General features: G+C 67.9%; 30 protein-coding genes and 1 tRNA gene. 17 read left to right on the top strand and 14 right to left on the bottom strand.

Features of this window, described 5'->3' with window-relative positions; translation table 11 throughout:
• The first annotated feature begins 49 nt into the window (after positions 1–49).
• The 3 genes from ACIQCS_RS19240 (at position 50) to ACIQCS_RS19230 (ending at position 2,281) form a co-directional block, all read left to right on the top strand.
• Positions 50–1,846, top strand: coding sequence for an aminopeptidase P family protein (locus tag ACIQCS_RS19240; RefSeq protein ID WP_345848826.1), 1,797 nt, complete (start codon positions 50–52; stop codon positions 1,844–1,846).
• Entirely contained in the window at positions 1,813–1,962 is a 150-nt protein-coding gene (locus ACIQCS_RS19235) for a hypothetical protein (protein ID WP_280279888.1), read from the top strand. Before ACIQCS_RS19240 ends, ACIQCS_RS19235 begins: the two co-directional genes overlap by 34 nt.
• Positions 1,963–2,206: 244 nt before the next feature.
• Positions 2,207–2,281: transfer RNA gene (locus ACIQCS_RS19230), tRNA-Thr, on the top strand.
• 7 nt (positions 2,282–2,288) lie between these two features.
• Here the strand turns inward: ACIQCS_RS19230 and ACIQCS_RS19225 are convergent.
• The 4 genes from ACIQCS_RS19225 to ACIQCS_RS19210 all read right to left on the bottom strand — a co-directional run bounded on the left by ACIQCS_RS19225 (position 2,289) and on the right by ACIQCS_RS19210 (position 5,863).
• A complete protein-coding gene (locus ACIQCS_RS19225; RefSeq protein WP_345848825.1) occupies positions 2,289–3,563 on the bottom strand; it encodes an adenosylmethionine--8-amino-7-oxononanoate transaminase in 1,275 nt (424 codons plus the stop codon).
• Entirely contained in the window at positions 3,560–4,171 is a 612-nt protein-coding gene (bioD, locus tag ACIQCS_RS19220) for a dethiobiotin synthase (RefSeq protein ID WP_345848824.1), read from the bottom strand. Before bioD ends, ACIQCS_RS19225 begins: the two co-directional genes overlap by 4 nt.
• A complete protein-coding gene (locus ACIQCS_RS19215) occupies positions 4,168–5,286 on the bottom strand; it encodes an 8-amino-7-oxononanoate synthase (protein WP_345848822.1) in 1,119 nt (372 codons plus the stop codon). The genes bioD and ACIQCS_RS19215 overlap by 4 nt, the downstream gene beginning before the upstream one ends.
• A gap of 154 nt (positions 5,287–5,440) precedes the next feature.
• Positions 5,441–5,863, bottom strand: coding sequence for a hypothetical protein (locus tag ACIQCS_RS19210; RefSeq protein ID WP_345848821.1), 423 nt, complete (start codon positions 5,861–5,863; stop codon positions 5,441–5,443).
• 167 nt (positions 5,864–6,030) lie between these two features.
• Here ACIQCS_RS19210 and ACIQCS_RS19205 point away from each other — a divergent pair, with 167 nt between their 5' ends.
• The 11 genes from ACIQCS_RS19205 to ACIQCS_RS19155 all read left to right on the top strand — a co-directional run bounded on the left by ACIQCS_RS19205 (position 6,031) and on the right by ACIQCS_RS19155 (position 13,755).
• Positions 6,031–6,678 carry a hypothetical protein gene (locus ACIQCS_RS19205; protein ID WP_345848820.1) on the top strand — a complete coding sequence of 216 codons (648 nt, stop codon included), beginning with the start codon at positions 6,031–6,033 and terminating at the stop codon, positions 6,676–6,678.
• Between the two features lie 57 nt (positions 6,679–6,735).
• Positions 6,736–7,848 carry an S-(hydroxymethyl)glutathione dehydrogenase/class III alcohol dehydrogenase gene (locus ACIQCS_RS19200; RefSeq protein ID WP_345848818.1) on the top strand — a complete coding sequence of 371 codons (1,113 nt, stop codon included), beginning with the start codon at positions 6,736–6,738 and terminating at the stop codon, positions 7,846–7,848.
• A gap of 10 nt (positions 7,849–7,858) precedes the next feature.
• Positions 7,859–8,242, top strand: coding sequence for a VOC family protein (locus tag ACIQCS_RS19195; protein ID WP_345848817.1), 384 nt, complete (start codon positions 7,859–7,861; stop codon positions 8,240–8,242).
• On the top strand, positions 8,239–8,595 hold the full coding sequence (locus tag ACIQCS_RS19190; RefSeq protein WP_345848815.1) for a cupin domain-containing protein: 357 nt from the start codon (positions 8,239–8,241) through the stop codon (positions 8,593–8,595). Before ACIQCS_RS19195 ends, ACIQCS_RS19190 begins: the two co-directional genes overlap by 4 nt.
• 25 nt (positions 8,596–8,620) lie before the next feature.
• Positions 8,621–9,469, top strand: a complete 849-nt coding sequence (gene purU, locus ACIQCS_RS19185) for a formyltetrahydrofolate deformylase (protein WP_345852014.1) — start codon at positions 8,621–8,623, stop codon at positions 9,467–9,469.
• Positions 9,470–9,479: 10 nt separating this feature from the next.
• Complete coding sequence (gene fghA / locus ACIQCS_RS19180; protein ID WP_345848813.1) at positions 9,480–10,313, top strand: S-formylglutathione hydrolase; 834 nt, start codon at positions 9,480–9,482, stop codon at positions 10,311–10,313.
• Positions 10,310–11,527, top strand: a complete 1,218-nt coding sequence (locus ACIQCS_RS19175) for an FAD-dependent oxidoreductase (protein ID WP_345848812.1) — start codon at positions 10,310–10,312, stop codon at positions 11,525–11,527. The genes fghA and ACIQCS_RS19175 overlap by 4 nt, the downstream gene beginning before the upstream one ends.
• A gap of 103 nt (positions 11,528–11,630) precedes the next feature.
• A complete protein-coding gene (locus ACIQCS_RS19170; protein ID WP_167301290.1) occupies positions 11,631–11,843 on the top strand; it encodes a helix-turn-helix transcriptional regulator in 213 nt (70 codons plus the stop codon).
• Positions 11,836–12,249 carry a hypothetical protein gene (locus ACIQCS_RS19165; protein WP_345848810.1) on the top strand — a complete coding sequence of 138 codons (414 nt, stop codon included), beginning with the start codon at positions 11,836–11,838 and terminating at the stop codon, positions 12,247–12,249. The genes ACIQCS_RS19170 and ACIQCS_RS19165 overlap by 8 nt, the downstream gene beginning before the upstream one ends.
• Before the next feature lie 27 nt (positions 12,250–12,276).
• A complete protein-coding gene (locus ACIQCS_RS19160; protein WP_345848808.1) occupies positions 12,277–13,200 on the top strand; it encodes a TraB/GumN family protein in 924 nt (307 codons plus the stop codon).
• A gap of 75 nt (positions 13,201–13,275) precedes the next feature.
• Entirely contained in the window at positions 13,276–13,755 is a 480-nt protein-coding gene (locus tag ACIQCS_RS19155; protein ID WP_345848807.1) for a DUF1440 domain-containing protein, read from the top strand.
• 43 nt (positions 13,756–13,798) lie between these two features.
• On the opposite strand, the gene ACIQCS_RS19150 is transcribed toward ACIQCS_RS19155, so the two are convergent.
• The 5 genes from ACIQCS_RS19150 to ACIQCS_RS19130 form a co-directional block, all read right to left on the bottom strand.
• Entirely contained in the window at positions 13,799–14,563 is a 765-nt protein-coding gene (locus tag ACIQCS_RS19150) for an exonuclease domain-containing protein (protein ID WP_345848806.1), read from the bottom strand.
• A gap of 57 nt (positions 14,564–14,620) precedes the next feature.
• A complete protein-coding gene (locus ACIQCS_RS19145; protein WP_345848803.1) occupies positions 14,621–15,001 on the bottom strand; it encodes a DUF1801 domain-containing protein in 381 nt (126 codons plus the stop codon).
• Entirely contained in the window at positions 15,001–16,389 is a 1,389-nt protein-coding gene (gene pgmG, locus ACIQCS_RS19140; protein ID WP_345848802.1) for a phosphoglucomutase/phosphomannomutase PgmG, read from the bottom strand. Before pgmG ends, ACIQCS_RS19145 begins: the two co-directional genes overlap by 1 nt.
• A 115-nt stretch (positions 16,390–16,504) precedes the next feature.
• Positions 16,505–16,762 (bottom strand): J domain-containing protein, encoded by a 258-nt coding sequence (locus ACIQCS_RS19135; protein ID WP_345848800.1) that lies wholly within the window; start codon positions 16,760–16,762, stop codon positions 16,505–16,507.
• On the bottom strand, positions 16,762–17,556 hold the full coding sequence (locus ACIQCS_RS19130) for a division plane positioning ATPase MipZ (RefSeq protein WP_294053290.1): 795 nt from the start codon (positions 17,554–17,556) through the stop codon (positions 16,762–16,764). The genes ACIQCS_RS19135 and ACIQCS_RS19130 overlap by 1 nt, the downstream gene beginning before the upstream one ends.
• A gap of 79 nt (positions 17,557–17,635) precedes the next feature.
• Here ACIQCS_RS19130 and panC point away from each other — a divergent pair, with 79 nt between their 5' ends.
• The gene (panC, locus tag ACIQCS_RS19125; protein WP_345848799.1) at positions 17,636–18,478 is read left to right on the top strand and encodes a pantoate--beta-alanine ligase; all 843 of its coding nucleotides are present in this window, start codon (positions 17,636–17,638) and stop codon (positions 18,476–18,478) included.
• A gap of 88 nt (positions 18,479–18,566) precedes the next feature.
• On the top strand, positions 18,567–18,863 hold the full coding sequence (locus ACIQCS_RS19120) for a hypothetical protein (RefSeq protein ID WP_167301298.1): 297 nt from the start codon (positions 18,567–18,569) through the stop codon (positions 18,861–18,863).
• Positions 18,864–18,878: 15 nt separating this feature from the next.
• Here the strand turns inward: ACIQCS_RS19120 and ACIQCS_RS19115 are convergent, their stop codons facing one another.
• The gene (locus ACIQCS_RS19115; protein WP_345848798.1) at positions 18,879–19,319 is read right to left on the bottom strand and encodes a GNAT family N-acetyltransferase; all 441 of its coding nucleotides are present in this window, start codon (positions 19,317–19,319) and stop codon (positions 18,879–18,881) included.
• A complete protein-coding gene (gene topA, locus ACIQCS_RS19110; RefSeq protein ID WP_345848797.1) occupies positions 19,316–21,892 on the bottom strand; it encodes a type I DNA topoisomerase in 2,577 nt (858 codons plus the stop codon). Before topA ends, ACIQCS_RS19115 begins: the two co-directional genes overlap by 4 nt.
• A gap of 130 nt (positions 21,893–22,022) precedes the next feature.
• Between topA and ACIQCS_RS19105 the strand changes: the two genes are divergently transcribed.
• The gene (locus ACIQCS_RS19105) at positions 22,023–23,555 is read left to right on the top strand and encodes a DUF4403 family protein (RefSeq protein ID WP_345848795.1); all 1,533 of its coding nucleotides are present in this window, start codon (positions 22,023–22,025) and stop codon (positions 23,553–23,555) included.
• A 143-nt stretch (positions 23,556–23,698) separates the two neighbouring features.
• On the opposite strand, the gene yghU is transcribed toward ACIQCS_RS19105, so the two are convergent.
• From yghU to ACIQCS_RS19090, 3 genes are all read right to left on the bottom strand, one after another.
• Entirely contained in the window at positions 23,699–24,592 is an 894-nt protein-coding gene (yghU, locus tag ACIQCS_RS19100) for a glutathione-dependent disulfide-bond oxidoreductase (RefSeq protein WP_345848794.1), read from the bottom strand.
• Between the two features lie 112 nt (positions 24,593–24,704).
• The gene (locus ACIQCS_RS19095) at positions 24,705–25,010 is read right to left on the bottom strand and encodes a hypothetical protein (RefSeq protein ID WP_345848793.1); all 306 of its coding nucleotides are present in this window, start codon (positions 25,008–25,010) and stop codon (positions 24,705–24,707) included.
• Positions 25,011–25,023: 13 nt separating this feature from the next.
• Entirely contained in the window at positions 25,024–25,416 is a 393-nt protein-coding gene (locus ACIQCS_RS19090) for a hypothetical protein (protein WP_345848792.1), read from the bottom strand.
• Positions 25,417–25,425 lie beyond the last annotated feature (9 nt).

Here is a 25,425-nt window from a genome sequence, read left to right as displayed (position 1 = left end):
CGAAGGACGTGCAGCCTGGCGGCGAATGTCAAGTTCGAAGGATGATCCGATGTCCAGCTATGCCGACCGCCTCCAGGCCCTGCGCGAGCAGCTGAAGCGCGACCGTCTCGACGGTTTCGTGGTGCCGCTCACCGACGAGCATATGTCCGAATATGTCGGCGCCTATGCCCAGCGCCTCGCCTGGCTCACCGGCTTCCAGGGCTCGGCCGGCACCGCGGTGGTGCTGCCCCAGGAAGCGGCGATCTTCACCGACGGGCGCTACACGCTCCAGGTCCGTCAGCAGGTCTCGGCGCAGGACTGGGAATATGTCGGCGTGCCCGCCACCAGCGTCTCGGCCTGGCTCGGCGTGCATGCGCCGGACGGCGGCCGCATCGGCTATGATCCCTGGCTGCACACCCGCGGCTGGGTGGAGGAAGCGCGCAAGGCGCTTGCCGAGAAGGGCGCGGAGCTGGTCGCGGTCGACACCAACCCGATCGACGCGGTGTGGCCGGACAAGCCGGCGCCGAGCGACGCGACGCTGGCGATCCAGTCCGACGCGGCCGCCGGCAAGTCCTCGCCCGCCAAGCGCGCCGAGATCGCCGACTGGCTGGCCGAGCGCAAGGCCGATGCCGTGGTGCTTTCCGCGCTCGATTCGATCGCCTGGGCGTTCAACATCCGCGGCACCGATGTCAGCCACACGCCGGTCGCGCTCGCTTATGCGATCGTCAACGCCGACGGCACCGCCGACCTGTTCGTCGCGCCCGAGAAGATGAGCGACGCGGTTCGCCAGCATCTCGGCAATGCGATCCGCATCCATGATCGCGCCGCCTTCGCTCCCGCGCTCAAGGGCTTTACCGGCAAGCGTGTCGCCGCCGATCCGGGCAGCGCCGTCGCCGCCGTGTTCGATGCGCTCGACGCCGGCGGGGCGAAGATACTGGCACTGCGCGATCCGGTTATCCTGGCCAAGGCGATCAAGAACCCCGCCGAGATCGCCGGGCAGAAGGCCGCGCAGGCCCGCGACGGCGCCGCGCTCTCGCGCTTCCTGAAATGGTTCGAGGAAACCGCGCCCCGGGGCGGGCTCACCGAGATGTCCGCCGCCGACAAGCTGCGCGAATTCCGCGAGGCGACCGGCGTGCTCAAGGATCTGAGCTTCGACACCATTTCCGCCACCGGCCCCAATGGCGCGATCCCGCACTACAAGGTGACGGACGAATCGAGCCTGCCGATCGAGCCCGGCCAGCTCTATCTCGTCGATTCGGGCGGCCAGTACGCCGACGGCACCACCGACGTGACGCGGGTGATGCCGGTGGGCGAGGCGAGCGACGAGATGAAGGATCGCTTCACCCGCGTCCTCAAGGGCCATATCGCCATCGCCACCGCGATCTTCCCCGACGGCACCACCGGCGCCCAGCTCGACAGCTTCGCGCGGCGCCCCTTGTGGGAAGTCGGCCTGGATTACGGCCATGGCACCGGGCATGGCGTGGGCTCCTATCTCTCGGTGCACGAGGGGCCGCAGCGCATCGCCCAGCCCTTTTATCCGGGCGGCCAGAGCCTGGAGCCGCTGCGCGAGGGCATGTTCCTGTCGAACGAGCCCGGTTACTATAAGGCGCAGGAATTCGGCATCCGGATCGAGAACTTGGTGCTGGTGGTCAAGCAGTTGATTTCGGGTGCGGAACAACAGATGCTCGGCTTCGAGACGCTGACCTTCGCGCCGATCGAGCGAACGCTGGTTAAACCATCTTTGCTAACCGTGCAGGAACTTGCCTGGCTCAATGCCTATCATGCCGAGGTGCTGCGGATTCTGGGTCCGCAGCTGGGCGGGGACGAGTTGGCATGGTTAGAAGCGAAGTGCGCACCTATCGGGTGATGTGGTTCCTGGCGGGCGCGGTCACGATGGCGATGTATCTGCTCGGGCCGCACGCGATCGCGCGCAATGCCTATGACGCTGCCGATCGCGTGTCGCTCTGGGTGGCGTCGCTCTGAGAATCGGGGCCCTGGGAATCGGGGTCTTGAGAATCGGGCGCGTCGCCGGCCGCGGCCTGGGCGCGTGCCTGCGTCTTGCGTTTCCTCAGATTGGCCCGCAGCGCCTCGGCCAGACGGGCCTTCTTCTCCGCTTCGCTCATCTTCCTGCGATAAACCGACCATGGGCGGGTTGACAATCGGTCCCGCCCAAGCACATAGGCGCCTCCCGCTTGGGACCCGGCACTGCCGGACCGTTCGAGCGAGTGCTGCCGTAGCTCAGTGGTAGAGCGCATCCTTGGTAAGGCTGAGGTCGTGAGTTCAATCCTCACCGGCAGCACCACTCGCCCCTAGAAGGCGAACAAATCCCCCATGCGGGGTTCCCGCTCCAGGAAATCCGTGACCGCGCCATAGACTGCGGCGAGATCGGCATCGTCGATGCAATAGGGCGGCATCACATAGACGGTGTTGCCCAGCGGCCGGATCAGCACGCCGCATGCCAGCGCGAAATCGCGCAGGCGTGGGCCCATCGAATCGAGATAGGTCGATTCGTTCCCCCCCATTTCCGCCGCCACGATCGTGCCCAGCCGGCGCGGATTGCGGACCAGCGGATGCCGGGCGAGCGCGTCGAGATGGTCCTGCTGGCGGTCGCCCAGATCGGCGATGCGCGCGCGCACCGGCTCGTCGCGCCAGATCGCCAGATTGGCGTTGGCCGCCGCGCAGGCGATCGGATTGGCGGTGTAGCTCGATGAGTGGAAGAACATCCGCGCCCGGTCGGTCGACAGATGCGCTTCGAAGATCGGGGTGGTCGCCAGCGTCACCGCCAGCGGGATCGCCCCGCCGGTCAGTCCCTTGGACAGGCAGAGTATGTCAGGCACCACGCCCGCCTGCTCGCAGGCCAGCAGCGTGCCGGTGCGGCCCCAGCCGGTCATCACTTCGTCGGCGATGAACAGCACGCCATGCGCCGTGCAGATCCGGCGCATTTCGGCGAGCAGGCTGGCGGGATAGAATTTCATGCCGCCCGCGCCGAGCACCAGCGGCTCGACCAGCAGCGCGGCAGGCTTGCCGCGGCACTCGGCCTCGAGCGCGTCGAGCGTCGCCTGGCTCTGTCCGGGCTCGGGAAAGGGGATGGTCGCCACGTCGAACAGCAAGGGCTGATAGGGCCGGTTGAACACGCCGCGCGCGCCGACCGACATGCCGCCGATCGTGTCGCCATGATAGCCATGCTCCATCACGACGATGCGGTGGCGGGGTTCGCCGCGATTGTCCCAGAAGCCCAAGGCCATCTTCAACGCCACTTCGACGCTGGTCGAGCCGCTGTCCGAATAGAAGACATGGGCAAGCGGATCGGGCAGGATCCGCACCAGTTCGCGGGCGAGTGCCTCGGCTGGTTCATGGGTCCAGCCGGCGAAGATGATCTGGTCCATGCGGCTCGCCTGCTCGGCGATCGCGGCCATGATCCGCGGATGGCAGTGCCCATGCGTCGTCACCCACCAGGAGGAGATGGCATCGACGAAGCGCCGTCCGTCTCGCGTGTGCAGCGTCGCACCTTCGGTGCACACCACTTCGGGGATCGGCTCGCCGAGCCCGTGCTGGGTGAAGGGATGCCAGACGGGGGAAGTCATATGGTGAAGTCCGTGCGGGTGAAGGCTCGCGCGAAGGCGGCGGCGAGGGTGGGGCGGTCGAGCGTGTCGAGCATCGGCAGCCGCCCGAGCCGGCGGACCCCGCCGATCGCGGCGATGGTCGCCTCGCTGTCCTCGTTCGCCGCGCCCATGAACGCCACGCCGAGGATCGGCACGCCGCGGGCGCGGAGTGCCTCGATCGAGAGCAGGCTGTGGTTGATCGTGCCCAGCGCAGTGCGGGCGACGAGGATCACCGGCAATCGCCAGCGCGCGAACAGATCGGCATAGAGCAGTTCGCGCGTCACCGGCACCAGCACGCCGCCGGCGCCCTCGATCACCAGCGGGTCGATCGCGGGCGGATCGAGCCGCGCCGGATCGATCGTCACGCCGTCGATCTCGGCGGCCAGGTGCGGCGAGCAGGGGGTGTTCAGCCGATAGGCCTCGGGCAGCACCGCCGCGCCGGACAGGGCCGCGACCCGTTCGGCATCGCTGGCGCCCTCGAGCCCGCTCTGCACCGGCTTCCAATAGGTTGCGCCCAGGGCTCCGGCCAGGCCGGCGGCGAACACGGTCTTGCCGATATCGGTATCGGTGCCGGTGACGACGATCCTCATGCCAGGCCCCGCAGCGCATCGGCGAGAGCGGCGACGTCGTCCTCGCCGGCATTGAGCGTCAGCGAGACGCGCAGCCGCGAAGTGCCCGCCGGCACGGTCGGCGGGCGGATGCCGCGCACGTCGAAACCCTGGGCCTGCAGCGCCGCCGCCATTTCCATGGTCCGCGCATCGTCGCCGATCACCAGCGGCAGGATCTGCGAGCCCGTCGGCCGCACTCCGGCAGGCGCCAGCAGCTGCTCGGCGCGGCCGATCAGCGCCCGCAGCCGCGCGCGCCGCCCGGGCTCGGCAATCAGCCCGAGCGCAGCCCGCACCGCTGCCGCCATCAGCGGCGAGGGCGCGGTCGAGAAGATGAAAGCGCGGCCGCGATTGACCAGGAAGTCGCGCACGACCTGCGGCCCGCACAGCAGCGCGCCTTCGCAGCCCAGCGCCTTGCCGCAGGTATGCAGCGTGATCAGGTTCGGCCGGCCGGCCAGCCCTGCCGCCAGGCCGCGCCCGTCGGGCCCGAATACGCCGGTGGCGTGTGCCTCGTCGACGATCAGGATCGCCTCATGCCGGTCCGCGACTTCGGCGAGCGCGGCGAGCGGCGCCTGGTCGCCATCCATCGAATAGAGGCTCTCCACCACGATCCACACACGCCCGGTGCCGCCCCCGGCTCGCCAGGCGGCGATCGCATCGGCAAAGCCGTCCACGTCGTTATGCGCCGCGCCGCGCGCCTCGGCCCGGCTCAGCCGCATGCCTTCATGCGCGCTGGCATGGATCAGCGCGTCATGGACGATCAGGTCGCCGCGCTGGGGCAGGGTGGCGAGCAGGGCTGCATTCGCCGCATAGCCGGTGGAGAAATAGAGCGCGCGTTCCGCCCCGAAGAAGCGGGCCGCCTCCGCTTCCAGCCGCGCATGCTCGGCATGGTTGCCGCGCAGCAGCCGCGAGCCGCCCGATCCGATCGGCACGCCCGCATCGATCGCGCCGCGCACCGCAGCCGCCAGCGCGGGATCGCCGGCCAGCGCCAGATAATCGTTGGAGGCGAAGTCCCGCCCCGCCGGCACCGTCAGCCGCCGGGCGCGCGAACGCTCGGCAAGATCGGCAAGATCGCGGCGCTGCACATCGAAATAGACCATCCCCGCGCCCATAGGCGCAGCGGACGCGATCGGCCAAGCGGAGAGGCGCCGTGCGGGGCGCGCGAAGGGTTGTATCTGCTTTCAGCACGCAAGGTGTGGCCGACATTCCTCCCCCTCCGGGATAGGATTGGTCGAACGTCGATCCGTCCCGGCGCTACGGCGCCTCCGCTGCCGCCAGAGCCTCACGCAGCCCGGTCATGGGCAGCACGTCCCCTTCCGCCACCTCGACCGCATATTGATTGACGAGATGCCATTTGTTCTGGGTGATCAGCAGGATCAGGTCCTGGTTGAGCGGAAACATTCTGCCGTCGATCCGGACGGTCGCGAAGTACAGGCCGTCGATCCACATGAGCGCGAGGCTGTTGGTGCCGTTGAAGAAGCAGCCCGGGCTTTCGCTCGCGTTGAGCCGGCGCGGCACCGCCTGGCTGCGCGGCTGGTACATGCCCGCGCCCGACTGGCTCCAGCCCGCTATCGTCCCGCCGGCCGTGCTCAGGCCATTGGCGCTCAGGTTCAGGTCCTGGCTGGTCATGTTGAACACATAGACATTGCCCGCGGCGGTGTTCGCAGTCGCTTCCATGATCGCTCTCCCTCAGGTTGCCGTGCGTTCGCCGGGCATATCATGGCCCTTGCGATGGCGTCGCCGCGGATTGGGGCCGTTTCGGCGACAGCCTCGGGGCGCGGGCAGGGCTTGCGCCGGCAGGCATGTAAGTGTATTACAATAACAACACACATGGGAGGAATGCCGTGCAGCGTCCCTTTGCCGGTAATAGTGGAAGGCCCTTCGGCACGGTCGCGGCACTGTTCTGCCTGCTGCTCGCGGTCGCGGCGATCGTGCTGGGCGACGTGTCGCACGATCTGGCAGGGGCCGCGGACCCGTTCGTGGCGATCGCGCGGAACAAGCTGGATATGGCACAGCCCTATTGGGGATTGCTGCTCGCCAACGAGATCGTCCGCTGTGTGCTTGCGAGCGCGCTGCTGCTCGCGATGCTCACGCTCGCCGCGCCGGTCGGCCCGCGCACGCCGGGGCGGGACGTGGCGCTGCTTGCCGGCGGCGCCGGCATCCTCTGCCTCGCCATCGCCGCGCATTTCAAGATCGAGGCGACTGCGCTGATCGGCCAGGGGCGCATCTCACCACGCGCCGATCTCGTCGCCGCGCTGACCATGCTCGGCCATGCCGGGGTGGCCCTCTGGGCGACGCTGACGGTGCGCGAGGCGCGCATGGCCGGGAGCCTGCCGGGCTGGGTGCAGCTTGCCGGCCTGCTCTTCGCCTGCCTCGTGTTCCTTTCGGGCTTCGTGCGGCCCTTTCTGGAATTCGCCGCCTTTGCCGGTATCCTCTGGTGGGGCGGCATCTTCCTCACCCTCTATCGCCCGCAGGACCGCGCCATGCGCTGATGCCTTGCAACAAGGCGGCGTTTCCCCGATCACGCCGCCGAGCAAGGAGCAAGACCGATGAAGACCCGCGCCGCCGTCGCCTTCGAAGCGAAGAAACCGCTCGAGATCGTCGAGCTCGACCTCGAAGGGCCCAGGGCCGGCGAAGTGCTGGTCGAGATCATGGCGACCGGCATCTGCCACACCGACGCCTATACGCTCGACGGATTCGATTCCGAGGGCATCTTCCCGAGCGTGCTCGGCCATGAAGGCGCGGGCATCGTCCGCGAGGTGGGCGCGGGCGTCGCCAGCGTGAAGCCGGGCGACCATGTGATCCCGCTCTACACGCCCGAATGCCGCCAGTGTAAGTCGTGCCTGTCGGGCAAGACCAATTTGTGCACCGCGATCCGCGCCACCCAGGGCAAGGGCCTGATGCCCGACGGCACCACGCGCTTCTCGTACAGGGGCCAGCCGATCTACCATTATATGGGCTGCTCGACCTTCTCGAACTTCACCGTGCTGCCCGAGATCGCGGTGGCGAAGATCCGCGAGGACGCGCCGTTCCAGACCAGCTGCTATATCGGCTGCGGCGTCACCACCGGCGTCGGCGCCGTGGTCAACACCGCCAAGGTCCAGGTCGGCGAGAAGGTGGTGGTGTTCGGCCTGGGCGGGATCGGCCTCAACGTGATCCAGGGTGCCAGGATGGTCGGCGCGGACGTGATCGTCGGCGTCGACATCAATCCGGACCGCGAGGCATGGGGCCGCAAGTTCGGCATGACTCATTTCATCGATGGCAAGGGCAAGTCGCGCGAAGCAGTGATCGCCGAAGTGCTCGCGCTCACCGATGGCGGCGCCGACTACAGCTTCGACGCCACCGGCAATACCGAAGTGATGCGCACCGCGCTCGAATGCTGCCATCGCGGCTGGGGTGAATCGATCATCATCGGCGTGGCCGAGGCGGGCAGGGAGATCGCGACGCGCCCCTTCCAGCTGGTCACCGGCCGCGTCTGGAAGGGCACGGCGTTCGGCGGCGCCAAGGGCCGGACCGACGTGCCGAAGATCGTCGACTGGTACATGAACGGCAAGATCGCGATCGATCCGATGATCACTCATGTCCTCACGCTGGAGGAGATCAACAAGGGCTTCGATCTGATGCATGCGGGCGAGAGCATCCGCAGCGTCGTCGTCTATTGAGGAGAGCGCCATGTTCAGCCACGTCATGCTCGGCAGCAACGATCTCGCCCGTTCTCGGGCCTTTTACGACGCATTGTTCGGCGCGCTCGGCGGCCGGCCGGCGATGACCGACGAGAAGGGCCGGCTGATCTATCTGCACAAAGGCGGGATCTTCATGGTCTCGGCGCCGCTCGACGGCGATCCCGCCTGTCACGCCAATGGCGGCACGATCGGCTTCACGATGGACAGCCCCGAGCAGGTCGTGGCCTGGCACGATGCCGGCGTCGCGGCGGGTGGCAAGTCGATCGAGGATCCGCCCGGTCTGCGCGAGCTGCCCTTCGGCAAGATGCACCTCGCCTATCTCCGCGATCCCGACGGCAACAAGCTGTGCGGGCTGTGGCGGGTGCCGGCATGAGCGAAGTCGTCAACCTGGCGGAGAAGTTCGCCGGCTTCTCCGAGCATTGGGCGCCGCGCATCGTCGCGCGCTATAATGACAACGACATCCGCATCGTGAAGGTGGCGGGCGAGTTCGTCTGGCACAGCCATCCCGAGACCGACGACTTCTTCCTGGTGCTCGAGGGCGTGCTCGACATCGAGCTGCGCGACCGCACGGTCACGCTCCATCCGGGCGAGATCTTCGTCGTGCCGCGCGGCGTCGAGCATCGGCCGGTCGCGCGCCGGGGCGAAGTGAAGCTCATCGTGATCGAGCCCATGGGCACGCCCAATACCGGCGACGCGGCCACGGCCACGCAGGTGGAGGCGCTGTGATGCCGTGGCAGCCGGCCCGCCGCGCATGACCGCGCCGGCCTGGATCCTGACCCTCGACTGCGAGGACCGGCCGGGCATCGTCGCGGCGGTGAGCGGGTTCCTCGCCGCGCGCGACGGCTTCATCCTCGACAGCCAGCAATATGCCGATCTCGATTCGGGCCGCTTCTTCATGCGCGTCGAGTTCAAGGCGGTGGGGGAGCCGTTCGAGACCGCGGCGCTGCGCGAGGCCTTCGCGCCGGTGGCCGAGCGCTTCGGCTTCGACTGGGCGATGGCGGAGAGCGACAGGTTCCCGCGTATCCTGATCGCGGTATCGCGGGGCTCGCACTGCCTCAACGACCTGCTCCACCGCTGGAAGACCGGCGGCCTGGGCGTCGAGATCGCGGGCGTGGTCTCGAACCATGACACGCTGCGCGACCTTACCGAATGGCACGGCCTGCCCTTCCTCCTGCTGCCCGAGGACAAGGCCCGGCAGGAGGCAGCGCTCCTCGCCGAGTTCGATCGCGCCAGGGCGGACTATCTGATCCTCGCGCGCTACATGCAGGTCCTGTCGCCGGCGCTCGCCGAGCGACTGGCGGGACAATGCGTCAACATCCATCACAGCTTCCTGCCGGGGTTCAAGGGCGCCAGGCCCTATCACCGGGCGCATGCGCGCGGCGTGAAGCTGATCGGCGCCACCGCGCATTTCGTCACCAGCGAACTCGACGAGGGGCCGATCATCGAGCAGGCGGTCGAGCGGGTCGACCATCGCGCATCGGTCGACGACATGATCCGCATCGGCCGCGACATCGAGGCGCAGGTGCTCGCCCGCGCGGTGCAGTGGATCGGCGCGCGCCGCGTCTTCCGCAACGGCAATCGCACCATCGTCTTCCGCTGAAGGGCCGTCCATGGAACAGCTTTCCTCGAACAAGTCCCAGGGCGGCATGCAGGGCGTCTATCGCCACGCCTCCGCCGCCACGGGCACCGACATGACCTTCTCCGTCTTCGTGCCCGAACATGGGCCTGGCGCGAAGCTGCCGGTGCTGTGGTTCCTGTCCGGGCTGACCTGCACCCATGCCAATGTCACCGAGAAGGGCGAGTATCGGGCGGCATGCGCCCGGCACGGCGTGATCCTGGTCGCGCCGGACACCTCGCCGCGCGGGCCGGGCGTGCCCGATGACGAGGCCTATGATTTCGGCCAGGGCGCCGGCTTCTATCTCGACGCGACCGAAGCGCCCTGGGCGGCGCAGTTCCGGATGCGCAGCTATGTCGAGCAGGAGCTGCCGGCGCTGATCGGCGCGGAATTCCCGGCGGACATGGGCCGCCAGGGCATTACCGGCCATTCGATGGGCGGGCATGGCGCGCTCACCATCGGCCTGCGCAATCCGGGCCGCTTCCGCTCCGTCTCCGCCTTTTCGCCGATCGCCGCGCCCAGCCGGGTGCCCTGGGGCGAGAAGGCGCTGGGCGGATATCTCGGCGCCGACCGGGCGGGGTGGCGCGCCCATGACGCCGTCGCGCTGATCAAGGACGGCGCCCGCCTGCCCGAGCTGCTGGTCGATACCGGCGCCGACGATCCCTTCCTCGATGCCCAGCTCAAGCCCGAGCTGCTGGAGGCTGCCTGCGCCAGGGCGGGCATCGCGCTCACCCAGCGGCTCCAGCCCGGCTATGACCATAGCTATTATTTCGTCTCCACCTTTCTCGGCGCACATGTCGCCTGGCATGCGGAGCGGCTGAACGCATGAGATACGACGTCCTCATCATCGGTGCCGGCCATGGCGGTGCCCAGGCCGCGATCGCGCTCCGCCAGAACAAGTTCGACGGCAGCATCGCGCTGCTCGGCGACGAGCCGGAGCTGCCCTATGAGCGCCCGCCGCTCTCCAAGGAATATCTCTCGGGCGAGAAGCCCTTCGAGCGGCTGCTGATCCGCAACGCGGCCTTCTGGGAGGAGCGCCAGGTGACGCTACTCCCGGGGCGCACCGTCACCGCGGTCGATCCCGTCGCGCATGCCGTCATCGCGGACGGCGAGGCGATCGGATATGGTCAGCTGATCTGGGCGGCCGGCGGCAAGCCGCGCCGCCTGGCCTGTGACGGCCATGACCTTGCCGGCATCCATACCGTGCGCACCCGCGCCGATGTCGATCGGATGATGGCCGAGCTGGACGGCGTTTCCCGGGTCGCGGTGGTCGGCGGCGGCTATATCGGGCTGGAGGCGGCGGCGGTCCTCGCCAAGCTCGGCAAGCAGGTGACCGTGATCGAGGCGCTGGACCGCGTCCTCGCCCGCGTCGCCGGCGAACCGCTGTCGCGCTTCTTCGAGGCCGAGCATCGCGCCCATGGCGTCGAGGTTCGGCTCGGCGCGCAGGTCGCGGCGATCGAGGGCGAGGCCCGCGTCACCGGCGTGCGCCTGGCGGGCGGCGAAGTGATCCCGGCCGACATGGCCATTGTCGGCATCGGCATCCTGCCCGCCGTCGAGCCGTTGCTCGCGGCCGGGGCCACGGGCGGCAACGGCGTGCTCGTCGATGCACAGTCCCGCACCAGCCTGGCGGACGTCTTTGCGGTCGGCGACTGCGCGCTGCACGTGAACCGCTATGCCGCCGACACGGCGGTCCGCCTCGAATCGGTCCAGAACGCCAACGACCAGGCCAGCGTCGCCGCGAAGACGATCTGCGGCATCGAGGCGAGCTACGACGCGGTGCCCTGGTTCTGGTCCAACCAGTACGACCTCAAGCTCCAGACCGTCGGCATCTCGGCGGGGCATGATGCCGCGGTGGTCCGCGGCGATCCCGCCGCGCGCAGCTTCTCGCTGGTCTATTATCGCCAGGGCCGGGTGATCGCGCTCGACTGCGTCAACGCGGTCAAGGACTATGTCCAGGGCCGCAGGCTGGTGGTGGAAGGGCTCGCCGTGGATCCGGCGGCGATCGCCGACGCGTCCGTCCCGATCAAGGAAATCGCGAGCTAGCCGATCCTGACATAATGTCAGGTCTTGTTGACAATTCCCCGCGACTCGCTATGTAAGGTGTACCTGACAAGATGTCAGGTCATGGGGACATGACGAACAAGGGATGCGAAACCGGCTGAAAGTGCTGCGCGCCGAACGCGACTGGAGCCAGGCGGAGCTTGGCGGTCGGCTCGGCGTGTCGCGCCAGGCGGTGAACGCGATCGAGACGGGCAAGCACGATCCGTCGCTGCCGCTCGCGTTCAAGATCGCGCGTCTGTTCGCCATGCCCATCGAGGAGATATTTTTCGATGGCGAGTCGGGAGGCGGGGATGACTGAGCGGACGGGCCCCGGCGAACGTGCGGAGGTGGCGCGCCGCAATCGTTTCTGGCTGATGATGTCGGGCTTCATGCTGCTGGGCGCCGTGATCGGCGGCACCCTCGTCGCGATCGAGAAGAGCCCGTCGGGCAGCCTGCCCGCGATCTGGGCGGTCGCGATCACCGTGATCTTCGTCGCCGTCCTAGGCGGCGGCACCTGGTATTTCTACCGCGATATCGACGAGGTGGAGCGGCAGGACAATCTGATCGCGGGCACGATCGCGATCCATTTCTACGCGCTCGTTTATCCGGCCTGGTTCTTCCTGTGGAAGGGCGGCCTGGTTCGCGAGCCCGATCACGAAATCCTCTTCGTGGCGACCGTGATTGTCATGAGCGCCGTCTATTTCTGGAAGAAACTTCGGCCCTGAAGGCCGCGCAACTGGAGTGATCTCACGATGCTGAAGAAGAAGTTGCTCACCGTTCTGGCGGGCTTCACCGCTCTCGCCACGCTGCCGGCGGTCGCCCATGCCCAGGCCGCGCCGAAGGCGGCCGCGGCACCGGCCGCCAAGGAAGCCGATCCGGCGCTCTGGGTAGTCAAGGATGCCGATACCACCATCTATCTGTTCGGCACCGTCCATGTGCTGAAGCCCGGGCTCAGCTGGTTCGACAAGGCAGTGAAGGCCGCGTTCGACAAGAGCGACACGGTGGTGCTCGAGATGATCGAGCCCGAGCCCGAGGTGATCAAGGGGGTGATCATGAAGGCCGCGGTTGCGCCGGAGAGCGACCCCGCGCTCACCGCCAAGCTGCCCGAGGATGCCCGGCCGGCGCTCGCAGGCGCGCTGACCAGCCTCGGCATGCCGGCCACGGCGCTGGATCGTTTCGAACCATGGTATGCGGCGATGATGCTCAACATGCTGCCGCTGGGCAAGCTGGGCTATGACCCGGCCAGCGGCGTGGAGGTGACCGTCACCGCCGCCGCCAAGGCCGCCAACAAGCGGCTCGAAGGGCTCGAGACCTTCGAGCAGCAGATCGGCTTCTTCGACACGCTGCCGGCAGACCTGCAGGTCCAGTTCCTGGCCCATACGGTGAAGGAGTTCGACAAGATCGGCCCGAAGATCGACAAGATGGTCGCGCAGTGGAGCGCGGGCGATCCCGATGCGCTGGGCGCGACGCTGAACGAGGAAGTACGCAAGACGCCCGAACTGGCCAAGGTGCTGCTCGCCGATCGCAACGCCCGCTGGGCGAACTGGATCGACGCCCGCATGGCCAAGCCGGGCACCGTGTTCGTCGCGGTCGGCGCGGGGCACCTGGCCGGTGCCGACAGCGTCCAGGCCTATCTCGCCAAGCACAATCTCAAGGCCGAGCGCGTTCAATATTGATGCCCCGATATTGATGTGACGCCGGGAGCCGGGCAGGGATGGGCTGTCGAGCCGATCCCTGTTCCGGAGTTCCCGATGGCAAAGCCCCGTCCCCTTCTCGGCCTTCTCGCCGGTGTCGCCGCCGGGCTCGTCGCATCCGCGGCGATGGCCGCCTTTCAGCACCAGGCGGAGAAGCTGCTGCCCGAGGAGGGCGGGAACGAGGATCCGGCGACGGTGAAGGCTGCCGACCAGGCGAGCGCGGCGCTGGTCGGCGCACCGGTGCCCGAGCCCTGGCGCGAGCCGGCGGGGCTGGCGATCCACTATGTCACCGGCGCGGTGCTCGGCGGCATCTATGGCGTGATCACCGAATATAAGCCCGAGGCGAGCGCCGGGTTCGGCGGCGCCTATGGCATCGCCACCAGCGCGCTGCTCGACGAAGCCGCAGCGCCTGCCGCCGGCCTGGCGCCCGGACCCGACGACACGCCGCTTGCCCGGCACGCCTATGGCGCGGCTTCGCACCTGGTCTATGGCATCGTCCTCGAAGGGGTGCGCTGGCTGATCGCCGGCAAGCGCTGAACTCCGCGCGTTTCCGCGACGAAATCCTACATTGCGAGCGCGATCAGAACAGCAGCCGCTGGGCCGGCGCGTCGCGCCCCGCCGGCGCTCCGCCGCGACGGCGCGCGAACTCGGTCTGCGCCGTGAAGCGCACGTCCTCGTCGCGATCGCTCAGGAAGGTGGCGAGCGAATCGTCGTCGATCTCGCTCCACTCCTTGCCGCGATCGGGCCCGAAGCGGACGCGCGGCAAAAGGCCCGGCGATTTGGACCATTCGACCAGCTGGGCGACGTCCACCTCGTTCAGCATGTCGCGCAGATGGTGCGCAGTGACATAGGCGTCCGGAAAGGCGCGGTGCGCGGGCAGGCCGCGCTCGTGCACCAGCCCCTCGGGATTGCGCCAGTAGCGCAGGAACTGGTTCGAGAAGCCGCCACTGTCGGGCCATAGCCGCAGCGCGCATTTCCAGGTGCAGATCCAGTCGGCGCCGCGGGTGAGGGCCGGGGTGCAATATTGCTCCTCGAAGCTGGCCCGGTGTGCCGCCAGCGCCACGCGGCGCGGCCAGGGATCGAGGATCGGCCGCGCGACGTCGTGCCACCAGGGCGCGTCGGCGACGTCCTCGTCGCGGATATGGTGGATCGCCATGGTGAGCGGCGGGATCGGCCGGCCCGGGTTAACCAGCCGGTTGCCGCCCTCGCCATGAAGCTCCCAGCGCCCGTCCTTGCCCATCGCGACGTCCTGCCAGCCGATCTCGCACACGGCATGGGCCGGCGGCTTGTCGCCGGTGGTTTCGAGATCGATGACACGGATGATGGGCGGATGGGATGACGCCATGACCCCCAAATGGGGGCTAAGCGGCGGAATTGCGAGTCGAATCGCCCCGATGGCCGATCAGGCGGTGGCGGCGACCCAGCGGCGGACGATGTCGCGCAGCGCATCGCCATGCGCGATGACGTCATCCGCGTCGCGGAGCTGGATCACCCCGCGATCGGGTGCGGGCCATTGCGCGAGGCCGGCGGGATCCTCGAACCGGAAGCCCGGCATCGCCTTCGCCGTCGCTCCGCGATGCAGGACGATCCGGATGCCGCCCTTGCGATCGATGCCGAGCGTCACCTTGTGATCCTGGGCGTCGCGGAAGCTCGGCGCGTTCCACTTCAATTCCTCGACCAGCCCGGGCGCCGCCTCGGCGACCAGCGCACGCAGCGCCTCGACGGCGGCGCGATGCGCGGGATCGAGCGCGTCGAGGAATTCGGGAACCGATCCGGCCGCCATCAATGCCCCACCGTCTCCCCGCGCACGAGCCCGCTCTTTGCCAGCTGGTCGTCGATCTGGGCGAGCAGCCGGTCGAGCCCGGCCTGGTCGCGGGCCTCGGCGCGGGCGACGAGCACGTCCTGCGTGTTCGAGGCGCGCAGCAGCCACCAGCCATCGGGGGTGTTCACTCGGGCGCCATCGGTGCGGTCGACATCGGCGCCATCGGCTTCGAGCCGGTCCAGCACTTCGTCGACCACTGCGAACTTGCGGCTCTCGTCCACCTGGAAGCGCATCTCGGGCGTGTTGACCAGCCGGGGCATCGCGTCCTTCAGCTCGGTCAGCGACTTGCCGATCACATGGATCGCCTGGATCAGCCGGATCGCGGCATATTGCGCATCGTCGAAGCCGTAATAGTCCTGGGCGAAGAAGATGTGGCCGCTCATCTCGCCGGCGAGCGGGGCATGGGTTTCCTTCATCTTGGTCTTCACCAGGCTGTGCCCGGTCTTCCACATCAGCGGCTTGCCGCCCAGCTCCGCGATTCGATCGAACAGCATCCGCGATGCCTTCACATCGGCGATGATCGTGGCGCCGGGTTCCACGCGCAGGACGGGTTCCGCCAATATGGACAGAAGCTGATCGCCCCAGATCACGCGGCCTTGCCCGTCGATCGCGCCCAGCCGGTCGCCGTCGCCGTCAAAGGCAAGTCCGAAATCGAGCTGCTTCTCCGCGACGAGCCGCTTCAGATCGGCGAGGTTCTTCTCGTCGGTAGGATCGGGATGATGATTGGGGAAATTGCCGTCCACATCGGTGAACAGCGTGTGATGCTCACCGGGCAGCAGCTTGACCAGCTTCTCGATCACCGGGCCGGCGGCGCCGTTGCCCGTATCCCATCCGACGCGATAGGCGCCGCCGGCATAGCCCGCGATCAGCCGGCTGACGTACAGGTCCTCGACATCGGCATCGGTCACCGTCTCGCTGCCGTCGCCTTCGTCCCAATCGCCTTGCGCCGCCATCCGGCCGAGCAGCTGGATTCGCTCGCCGAAGAAGCTGGTGTGCTGAAACACCATCTTGAAGCCGTTGTAATGGCCGGGATTGTGACTGCCGGTTATCTGGATGCCGCCATCCACTTCCAGCGTGGCCTCGGCATAATATAGCATCGGCGTCGGGCCCATGCCGGTGCGCACCACCGAGCAGCCCGACTTGGTGAGCCCGTCGATCAGCGCTTCCTCGAGCGCGGGCGAGGAGAGGCGGCCGTCGCGCCCCACCGCCACGCGCGTGCCGCCGGCGCGGCGCAGCAGGGTAGCGAAGCCGCGGCCGATCGCGCGCGCATCATCGGGGCCGAGGGTCTGCCCCACGATCCCGCGAATGTCGTACTCGCGCAGCGAGGTGGGGTCGAAACGATGCGTCATGATGCCTCCCGGGGGAATCTCTGCCGGCCTAATTCGCGAATATCGGGGAAAGTTCAATCCGGCTTCGGAGCGCGGCGATACGCGGCGCGGAAGTCTGCCCTACCGGGGCAAGGGCTCAGCGGCCATGCCGCAGCAGCGTGTCGCGGGCCGAATTGATCCGCTGGGTCAGCTCGGCCGACCCTCCCTTGTCCGGATGCACCGCCGAGACGAGCCGGCGATGCGCCGAGCGAATCGCCTCGTCATCGGCATCGGCCGCCACGCCCAGGATCGCGCGCGCCTCTTCCTCGGGCATGCGCGGGCCCTTGGAGCGCGGCCGCAGCACGAGCAGATACAGCGCGTAGAGGACCAGCGCCGCGAGGATCAGCTTCGCCATCAGGCGAACAGCGGCATGGTGACTTCGGGGAGCGCCAGCCCGGCCATCATCTCGCGCAGCTCCTGCCGCGCGGCGACGTGCGCCAGGCCCATCTCGCCGAACTCGCGGCTGTCGAGCATGGTCAGCCCCTGCGGGAACAGCTCGCGATAGATCACGCGCTCGGAAAGCCCGGAGATGACGCGGAAGCCGACGCGCTTGGAGAGCTGGTCGATCGCCTCCGACACGCGCTTCATGTTGCGCGCCTCGATGTGCTGCATGCGGTTGCGCAGCACCACCCAGTCGATCGTCTCGCCGTCCGCCTTGGCGCGGCGCTTGCGCGATTCCCAGATCAGCTCCGAATAGAAGCTCGGGCGGACGACCTTGAAGGTATCGGGGTCGACCTGGCCGATCAGGTCGAAATCGACGAAGCTGTCGTTCATCGGGGTGACCAGCGTGTCGGCATTGGTGACGGCGATGCGCGCGAACTTGTCGTCGCGGCCGGGCGTGTCGATCACCAGGAAGTCCGCCCCCGTGCCCAGCCGGTCGAGCGCCTCGGAGAAATAGGCCATGCTCTCGCCGTCATGCGTGTCATAGACCGGCATCGGCAGCTCGCGGCCCATGCGCTTCGTCGTCGCGGCGCGATTGTCCAGATAGCGGCCCATGGTGCGCTGCCGGTGATCGAGATCGAAGCAGGCGACGCGCGCGCCCTTCGACGCGAGCGCGATGGCGGTGTGGACCGCCGTGGTGGATTTTCCGGTGCCGCCCTTCTCGTTCGCGAATACGAGAACGTGCAGCCGCTTCGATCCTTCGCTCAACGTCCCAACATCCTTTATTGATCGATCGGCCCGCCCCCCATAGAAGGCCGCGCTTCCGTCTTATCGAAAGTGTTAACGCGTGCAAACAGTCCGTCAGCTCGAAGCCCTTCGCGAGGCGATCGCCGCCTGGCGCCAGGCGGGCGAGCGCATCGCCCTCGTCCCCACCATGGGCGCGCTGCATGACGGGCACATGGCGCTGGTCGACGCGGCCAGGCGCGCCGCGAACCGCGTGGTCGTCTCGATCTTCGTGAACCCGAAGCAGTTCGGCGCGAACGAGGACCTCGCCAAATATCCCCGCAAGGAAGCCGCAGATTCGCGCATGCTCTCGGGCGCGGGGGTGGACCTGCTGTGGATGCCCGCGGTGGAGCTGGTCTATCCCGAAGGCTTCGCGACCAACGTCTCGGTCTCGGGCGTGAGCGAGGTGCTCGAGGGTGCGCACCGGCCCGGCCATTTCGACGGCGTGGCGACGGTGGTCGCCAAGCTGTTCAACCAGGTCCAGCCCGATCTCGCCTTTTTCGGCGAGAAGGACTGGCAGCAGCTCGCCGTGATCCGCCGCATGACCCTGGACCTGAACCTGCCGGTCGAGATCCAGTCGGTGCTGACCCAGCGCGACGATGACGGCCTGGCCCTGTCGTCGCGCAACGCCTATCTGATGCCCGAGGAGCGCGCCAAGGCCGTGGCGCTGCCCCGCGCGCTCGGCGCGGCAGGCAAGGCGATCGCGGAGGGCGGCGATGTCGAGGCGGCGCTGGTCCAGGCGCGCGAGACGCTGGCCGCGGCCGGCTTCGAGATCGACTATGTCGCGCTCGCCGATGCCGGCACGCTGGCGCCCGTCGCCGCCTATTCCGCCGACCGGCCGCTGCGCCTGCTCGCCGCTGCCCGGATCGGCGCCACCCGGCTGATCGACAACATCGCGATACCCTGAACAATTACGGTTAACGCCGTTAACCATTTGTTTTGGATTCGAGTGCCAAACCCCATTCACCACGAAAGGGTGGAAAGGGGTAAGCGACATGGGCAGCAGCCTGAAGAGTGCGCGTTTCCTTATCGAGAGCCGGCTGCGCGATGCGGCCCGCGGCGATGCCAATGCGTGCTACGATCTGGGAATGGTCTATTCGAGCGGCGCGGACGGCATCGGCGTCGATCTGATCGAGGCGCATAAATGGTTCAACATCGCCGCCGTTACCGGCGACACGCGTGCGCAGGAATGCCGCGCCGAGATTGCCGAGGACATGACCGCGCGCGAGATCATCGAGGCACAGAAGGCCGCGCGGGCCTGGCTTCGCGGTTTCGAGGTGCGGGCGGCCTGAGCCGCCGGCCCGGCCTCAGTCGAGGCTGAGCTCCATGTCGACCCGGTGCATCCCGGGGCCCCAGCCATCGGCGATCCGGCGGCGCGCGCGTGCGCCGTGGCGCGCGAAGAAGGGCGCCGAGAGATGGCTGGCGGCGATATCGATCACCCGGGTGCCGCCTGCCCTGGCCGATGCGATCGTCGCGGCGATCATCGCGCCGCCGGCTCCCGATCCCTGCGCCTCGGGATCCACCATGATCCAGTTCAGCCGCGCCCGGTCGCCGCGCAGCGCGACTCCGAACCCGGCAATCACCCGGCCGTCGCGCTCGTACAGCCGGTACGCGCCGGCATGGGCGCGCAGATAGGCGACGAATTCCGCGCGCTCGTTCGGCGCGAAGAAGCGCGGGCAATTGGCATCGAACAACGCCAGGCAGGCGGACAGGTCCGCCTCCCCGAACGCGCGGATGCCGGGACTCATCCTGCCTTCGCCGCGGCCTTTTTGGGCGCTGCCTTCTTGGCGGGCGCCTTTTTCGGCGCGGCTTTCTTCTTACCCTTGCCCTTGGCCGGGCCCGCTGCCGCGCGCGCGTCGATCAGCTGGGCGGCTTCCTCGAGCGTCAGCTGGTCCTTGTCGATCGACTTGGGCAGCGTGGCATTGGTCTCGCCATCGGTGACATAGGCGCCGTAGCGGCCGTCCATCAGCTTGATCTCGGCCTCGGTGCGCGGATGCTTGCCGAGCAGCTTGAGCGGCTCGCGCGCGGCGCCCCGGGCCGGCCGGCCCGAATTCGCCGCCGCCTCGGCCAGCTTGACCACCGCGGCGTTCATGCCGGTCTCGAACACTTCCATGGTCGAGCCGAGCCGGGCGTATTTCCCGTCATGCGCCAGATACGGGCCATAGCGGCCGATCGAGGCAGTGATCGGGTTGCCGGTTTCCGGATGGTCGCCGATCACGCGCGGCAGCTTCAGCAGCTTGAGCGCCATTTCGAGATCGAGCTCGACGTCCTTGGGGATCGAGGCGCGCGCCGCTTCCTTGCCTTCGCCGAGCTGGATATAGGGTCCGAACCGGCCCGACTTGCGCTCGACATTGAGCCCGGTGTCCGGATCCTGGCCGAGCACTTCCGGCCCGCTGTCCGCACCGTCCTCGCCGCCAGGCTGGGCAAAGCGGCGCGTGAACTTGCACTCGGGATAGTTGGAGCAGGCGATGAACGCGCCGAACTTGCCGCCGCGCAGCGCCAGCCGGCCATTGCCGCAATTGGGGCACAGCCGCGGATCGCTGCCGTCCGCCTTTTCCGGGAAGAGATAGGGCGCGAGGAATTCGTCGAGCGCCGCGGTGATGTCCGACGGCTTCTGCTCCATCACATCGGCCGTGCGGGGCTTGAAGTCCTTCCAGAACGCCTCGAGCACCGCCTGCCACTGGGCGCGGCCGCCCGACACGTCGTCCAGCTCCTCCTCCAGTTCGGCGGTGAAGTCGTAGTTGACGTATTTCTGGAAGAAGCGCTCCAGGAACGCAGTCAGCAGCCGGCCGCTCTCCTCGGCGAAGAAGCGGTTCTTCTCGACGCGGACATAGGCGCGGTCCTTCAGCACCTGGATGATCGAGGCATAGGTCGACGGGCGGCCGATCCCCAGCTCCTCCAGCCGCTTGACCAGCGAGGCTTCGCTGAAGCGGGGCGGCGGCTGGGTGAAATGCTGCTCGGCATTGACTGCCTTCTTGGCCGGGGTCGCGCCTTCGCTCATCCGCGGCAGGCGGCGCGAATCCTCATCGTCAGCCGCGTCGGCCTGTTGGCCTGAGCGGCCAACCGGGGCGTCGTCACGGCCTTCCTCGTAGAGCGCGAGATAGCCGGGGAAGAGCACCACCTGGCCGGTGGCGCGCAGGCCGTGCTGGCCGGTCGCGTCCTCCAGGTCGATCGTGGTGCGCTCCATCCGGGCCGAGGCCATCTGGCTGGCCAGCGCGCGCTTCCAGATCAGCTCGTAGAGCTTGCCATGGTCGCCCGAGCCCGCGCGGTCCTTGGAGAAGTCGGTCGGACGGATCGCTTCGTGCGCTTCCTGGGCGTTCTTCGCCTTGGTGGTGTAGACGCGCGGCTTGTCGGGCACATAGCTGCCGTCATAGCGCGTCGCCACCGCCTTGCGGGCCTCCTGGATGGCGCCGGGGTCCATCTGGACGCCGTCGGTACGCATATAGGTGATGGCGCCGTCTTCGTACAAACCTTGCGCGATCCGCATGGTGTGGCTGGCCGAGAAGCCCAGCTTGCGCGCGGCTTCCTGCTGCAGCGTCGAGGTGGTGAAGGGCGGCGGCGGGTTGCGCATCGCCGGCTTGGTTTCGACCGAGACCACGGTGAAGCGGCCTTCCTCGACCGACTTCTTCGCCGCCTCCGCGGTCTTGCCGTCGCCGATCGACAGCCGGTCGAGCTTGTCGCCCTTCCACTTGACCAGGCGGCTGGTGAACGGCGTGCCGTCCTGCTCCATGTCGGCGGTGACCGACCAATATTCCTGGGCCTTGAACCCTTCGATCTCGCGCTCGCGCTCGACGATCAGGCGCAGCGCCACCGACTGGACGCGGCCGGCCGACTTGGCGCCGGGCAGCTTGCGCCACAGCACCGGCGAAAGCGTGAAGCCGACGAGATAATCGAGCGCGCGGCGGGCGCGATAGGCGTCGATCAGGTCGGTATCCAGCGCGCGCGGCTGCGTCATCGCGGTCAGGATCGCCGGCTTGGTGATCGCGTTGAAGGTGACGCGCTCCACTTCCCTGGGCAGCGCCTTCTTGTTCCGCAGCACTTCCTGCACGTGCCAGCTGATCGCCTCGCCCTCGCGATCGGGGTCGGTCGCGAGGATCAGCCGGTCGGCCTTCTTCGCCTCGTCGGCGATCGCCTTCAGCTGCTTGGACTTGTCGGCATAGGTCTCCCATTCCATCGCGAACCCTTCGTCCGGGTCGACGGAGCCGTCACGCGCCGGCAGGTCGCGGACATGGCCGTAGGAGGCGAGAACGCGATAGTCCTTGCCGAGATATTTCTCGATGGTCTTCGCCTTGGCCGGCGATTCTACGATGACGAGCTGCATGGGGGGTAGGCGTTCCTCACGTGTACGCGTGTAAGGTGGGGAGGGGAGACGGTAGCCGTCAACCCGGTTGATCTGGAACCTCGCGCGGTTTTGCGGGTATCACTCGTCGAGGCCGAGGGGGAGCAGGATATTGCCCGAAGAGACAGTGCCGCCGCCGCGCCGCCGCCCGCATCGGCGCCTGTGGATCTTCGGAAGCGTCCTCGCCCTGCTCGCGGCGGCCGCCGGCGCCGGCTTCCTCTGGCTCCGCGCCGCGCTCGACGTGAAGGCCGAGCCGCCGCTCCGGGCCAGCGACGCCATCGAAGTGCCCAGGCAGGTCTCGGCGATCGACGTGCCGCTTGACGTGAACGTCTCCGTCCTCAGCCGTGCGCTCGAACGGGCAGTGCCGCGCACGCTCTGGTCGATCGACCAGCGGATCGACAATTGCGTGCCGGCGCAGCGGGTGAAGCTGTTCAGCAGGAAGCTCAAGGTCACGCCCGATCTCGGCTGCACCGTGGTCGGCACGGTCACCCGCTCGGCGATCCGCCTGCGCGGCGTGGGCGACGAGATCATCGCCGACGTGCCGATCCGCGCGGCCATTGCCGCGCGCCATGTCGGCGGTTTCCTCAAGGGCAAGACCGCCACCGGATCGGCGATGGTCCATGCCCGGGTCCGCCTGTCGATGACCGCGAACTGGCAGCCCCAGGCGACCGTCCGCCTGGCCTATGACTGGACCGCGCCGCCGGGCATCGATTTCCTCGGCCGCCGCATCACCTTCACCGACAAGGCCGACGAAAAGCTCCGCCCCGTGGTGCGCGATCTGGAGCGCACGCTGCCGCGCGAGATCGCCAGGCTCAACGTGCGCGCCCGCGTTGCCGAGGCCTGGCGGCAGAGCTTCACCTCGCTGCAGCTCAATGCCGAGAATCCGCCGGTGTGGATGCGCATCACGCCGCAGAAGCTCAACTATGGCGGCTATGGCCTGGCCGGAAACCGGCTGCGCCTGCGCCTCGGCCTGGCCGCGCTCACCGAGACGTTCGTCGGCCCGCGCCCCGAGGATCCGGCGCCGACGCCCCTGCCGCCGCTCGGCCGCGACGCGCACGGCGCGAAGCTCGCTTTCTTCATCCCGGTGATCGCCGATTATGCCCAGCTGGAGCCGGTGCTGCAAAAGGCGCTGGCCAAGCGCGCGCAGCGGCCCTTCGAGCTGCCGGGCATCGGCCCGGTGGTGGCGCGGTTCGACAAGGTGACCGGCTATGGCACCACGGGCGGCCGCATTGCCGTGGGCCTGACGATCGCCGCCCGCCCGCGGAACGGCACGACCGAGACGCATGGCCTGGTCTGGCTCACCGCCAGGCCGGTCAACGCGCCGGGCTCGCAGCGCGTCCATTTCGAGCAGCTGGCCGTTTCGGGCGAGACCGACCGGATCGAGGGGGACCTGCTCGTCCGCCTCGTCCAGAGCCCCGGCGTCGCCGAGACGCTGGCCGAATCGCTCACCCAGAATTTCACCCATGATTTCGACAAGCTGCTCGGCAAGGTCCGGCGCGCCATCGTCCAGAAGCGCGCCGGGGATTTCGTGATCCGCGCCGACATCGCCGATGTGCGCACCGGCGAACTCAAGGCGGCGGGGCAGGGGCTGTACCTGCCCGTCTGGGCCACCGGCACGGCGCGAGTGGAATATACCGGTCGCTAGCGGGCTTCCGCCGCCGACTCCCCTCCCTGGAAGGGAGGGGGCGGGGATGGGTCGTGTCCGGGCATACTGCGGCGGCCGGGCCCGAGGATACCGTATCGCATGCCTCCACCAGGCGCCCCAACCCCTTCCTTGAGGGGGGCGTCCTATGCCGGCATCTTCGCCCGCACCGCGTCGATATCCGCTGCCGAATGCCGCTCCGGCACGCGCTGGTCCTCCGGTCCCGTACCGCGATTGACCAGCCGGCCGCGCTGCACGGCTTCGCGCGCGCCGACTTCCGCGACCCAGCGGTTGAAATGCGCATATTCGGCGGTGTTGAGGAACTCGGCCGCGCCCGGATAGGCGTCCCCGCGCGCGACGCCGCCATACCAGGGCCAGATCGCCATGTCGGCGATGGTGTAGTCGTCGCCCGCCATGTAGCGGTTGTCGGCCAGATGCGTGTCGAGTACGTGGAGCTGGCGCTTCACTTCCATCGCATAGCGGTTGATCGCATATTCGATCTTGTAGGGCGCATAGACGAAGAAATGGCCGAAGCCGCCGCCCAGGAACGGCGCCGATCCCATCTGCCACATCAGCCAGCTCATCGTCGCCGCGCGCTTCGCCGGATCGCCCGGCAGGAAGGCGCCGAACTTCTCGGCGAGATAGACCAGGATCGCGCCGCTCTCGAACACGCGGATGGCGGGATCGACCGAATGATCGACCATCGCCGGGATCTTCGAGTTTGGATTGATTCCGACGAAGCCGCTGCCGAACTGGTCGCCCTCGCCGATATTGATCTTCCAGGCATCATATTCCGCGCCCGCATGGCCGGCGGCGAGCAGCTCCTCGAGCATGATCGTCACCTTCTGCCCATTGGGCGTGCCGAGCGAATAGAGCTGGATCGGGTGCTCGCCGACCGGCAGCGCCTTGTCGTGCGTCGCGCCCGAGACCGGCCGGTTGATGTTCGCGAACTGGCCGCCGCTCGGCTGCTCCCAGGCCCACACCCGGGGCGGGACATAGCCGGCGGGCAGGTTGTTCGCGGGATCGAGTGCGTCGGCCATGTCGGGGTTCCTTGTGGGGAGGATTGCCCCGGCGATGTAGGAACGGTCCGGGGACTTGCTAGCCCCGTAGGGCGCATTGCAGAATCCACGGGCATGAACTCGACGAAAGAGCCTATTCGATCGAGGCGTTCATGCCGATCGGTCGACCGTCGATAATCACCTTGTCGCGCAGCAATCGAGTCTGAAGCGGGGAGCATTTGCCGATTTGCAGATTGATGCTTGCGGCAAATTCCGGATGTGCCGCCAGATTGGCCGCTTCCATCTTCTTGTAACGCTCGAGCAGGGGCACCGCTGTCCGGCAATCGCTGCGCGCCACGGCTGCGCGGGCGCTGGCATAGAGCGCGTCCGCGCTCTCTTGAGCGCTTGCGGGCAATGCGCAAATACAAAAGGCAAAGGGCGCGATCACGAAGAGGCGCATGGCTTTTGTTCCCTCAGTAAGGCGGCTTTTCGGGCAGGACGACTTCCACGGCCTTCTGAGGACTGGCTGTCGCTGACGGTACCTGGGCAGCCATATTGCCCGCAGGCGTGTCGCCCACGGTAACGATCTCGCCGCTGCCCGCTAGGATCGGCTCGCGGCTGTAGTGCACGCCCTTGAAGATGGAGAAGCAGATGATAACGGCGCCGAATAATGTAAAGAATATCCCCGGTGCCGCGCGGCCAAGCTTGAGCTTGTACTCACCCCATGAGGCTTCCATATCGCCTGCGGGCGAGGTTCGCGCGAGTGCGAACAAACGAAATCCCATATAACTGAGTGCAATGCCGGCGATCAGTACAAAGATCTTGTACGTGATCAGTGCGATATAGACCGAGAAATCCTGCGACATTGACCGAAT

This window comes from Sphingomonas sp. NPDC092440, from assembly GCF_044754985.1.
GTDB lineage: Bacteria > Pseudomonadota > Alphaproteobacteria > Sphingomonadales > Sphingomonadaceae > Sphingomonas.
Note: the sequence above shows the minus strand (reverse complement) of the source record. Positions and strands in the feature narration are given on the sequence as shown.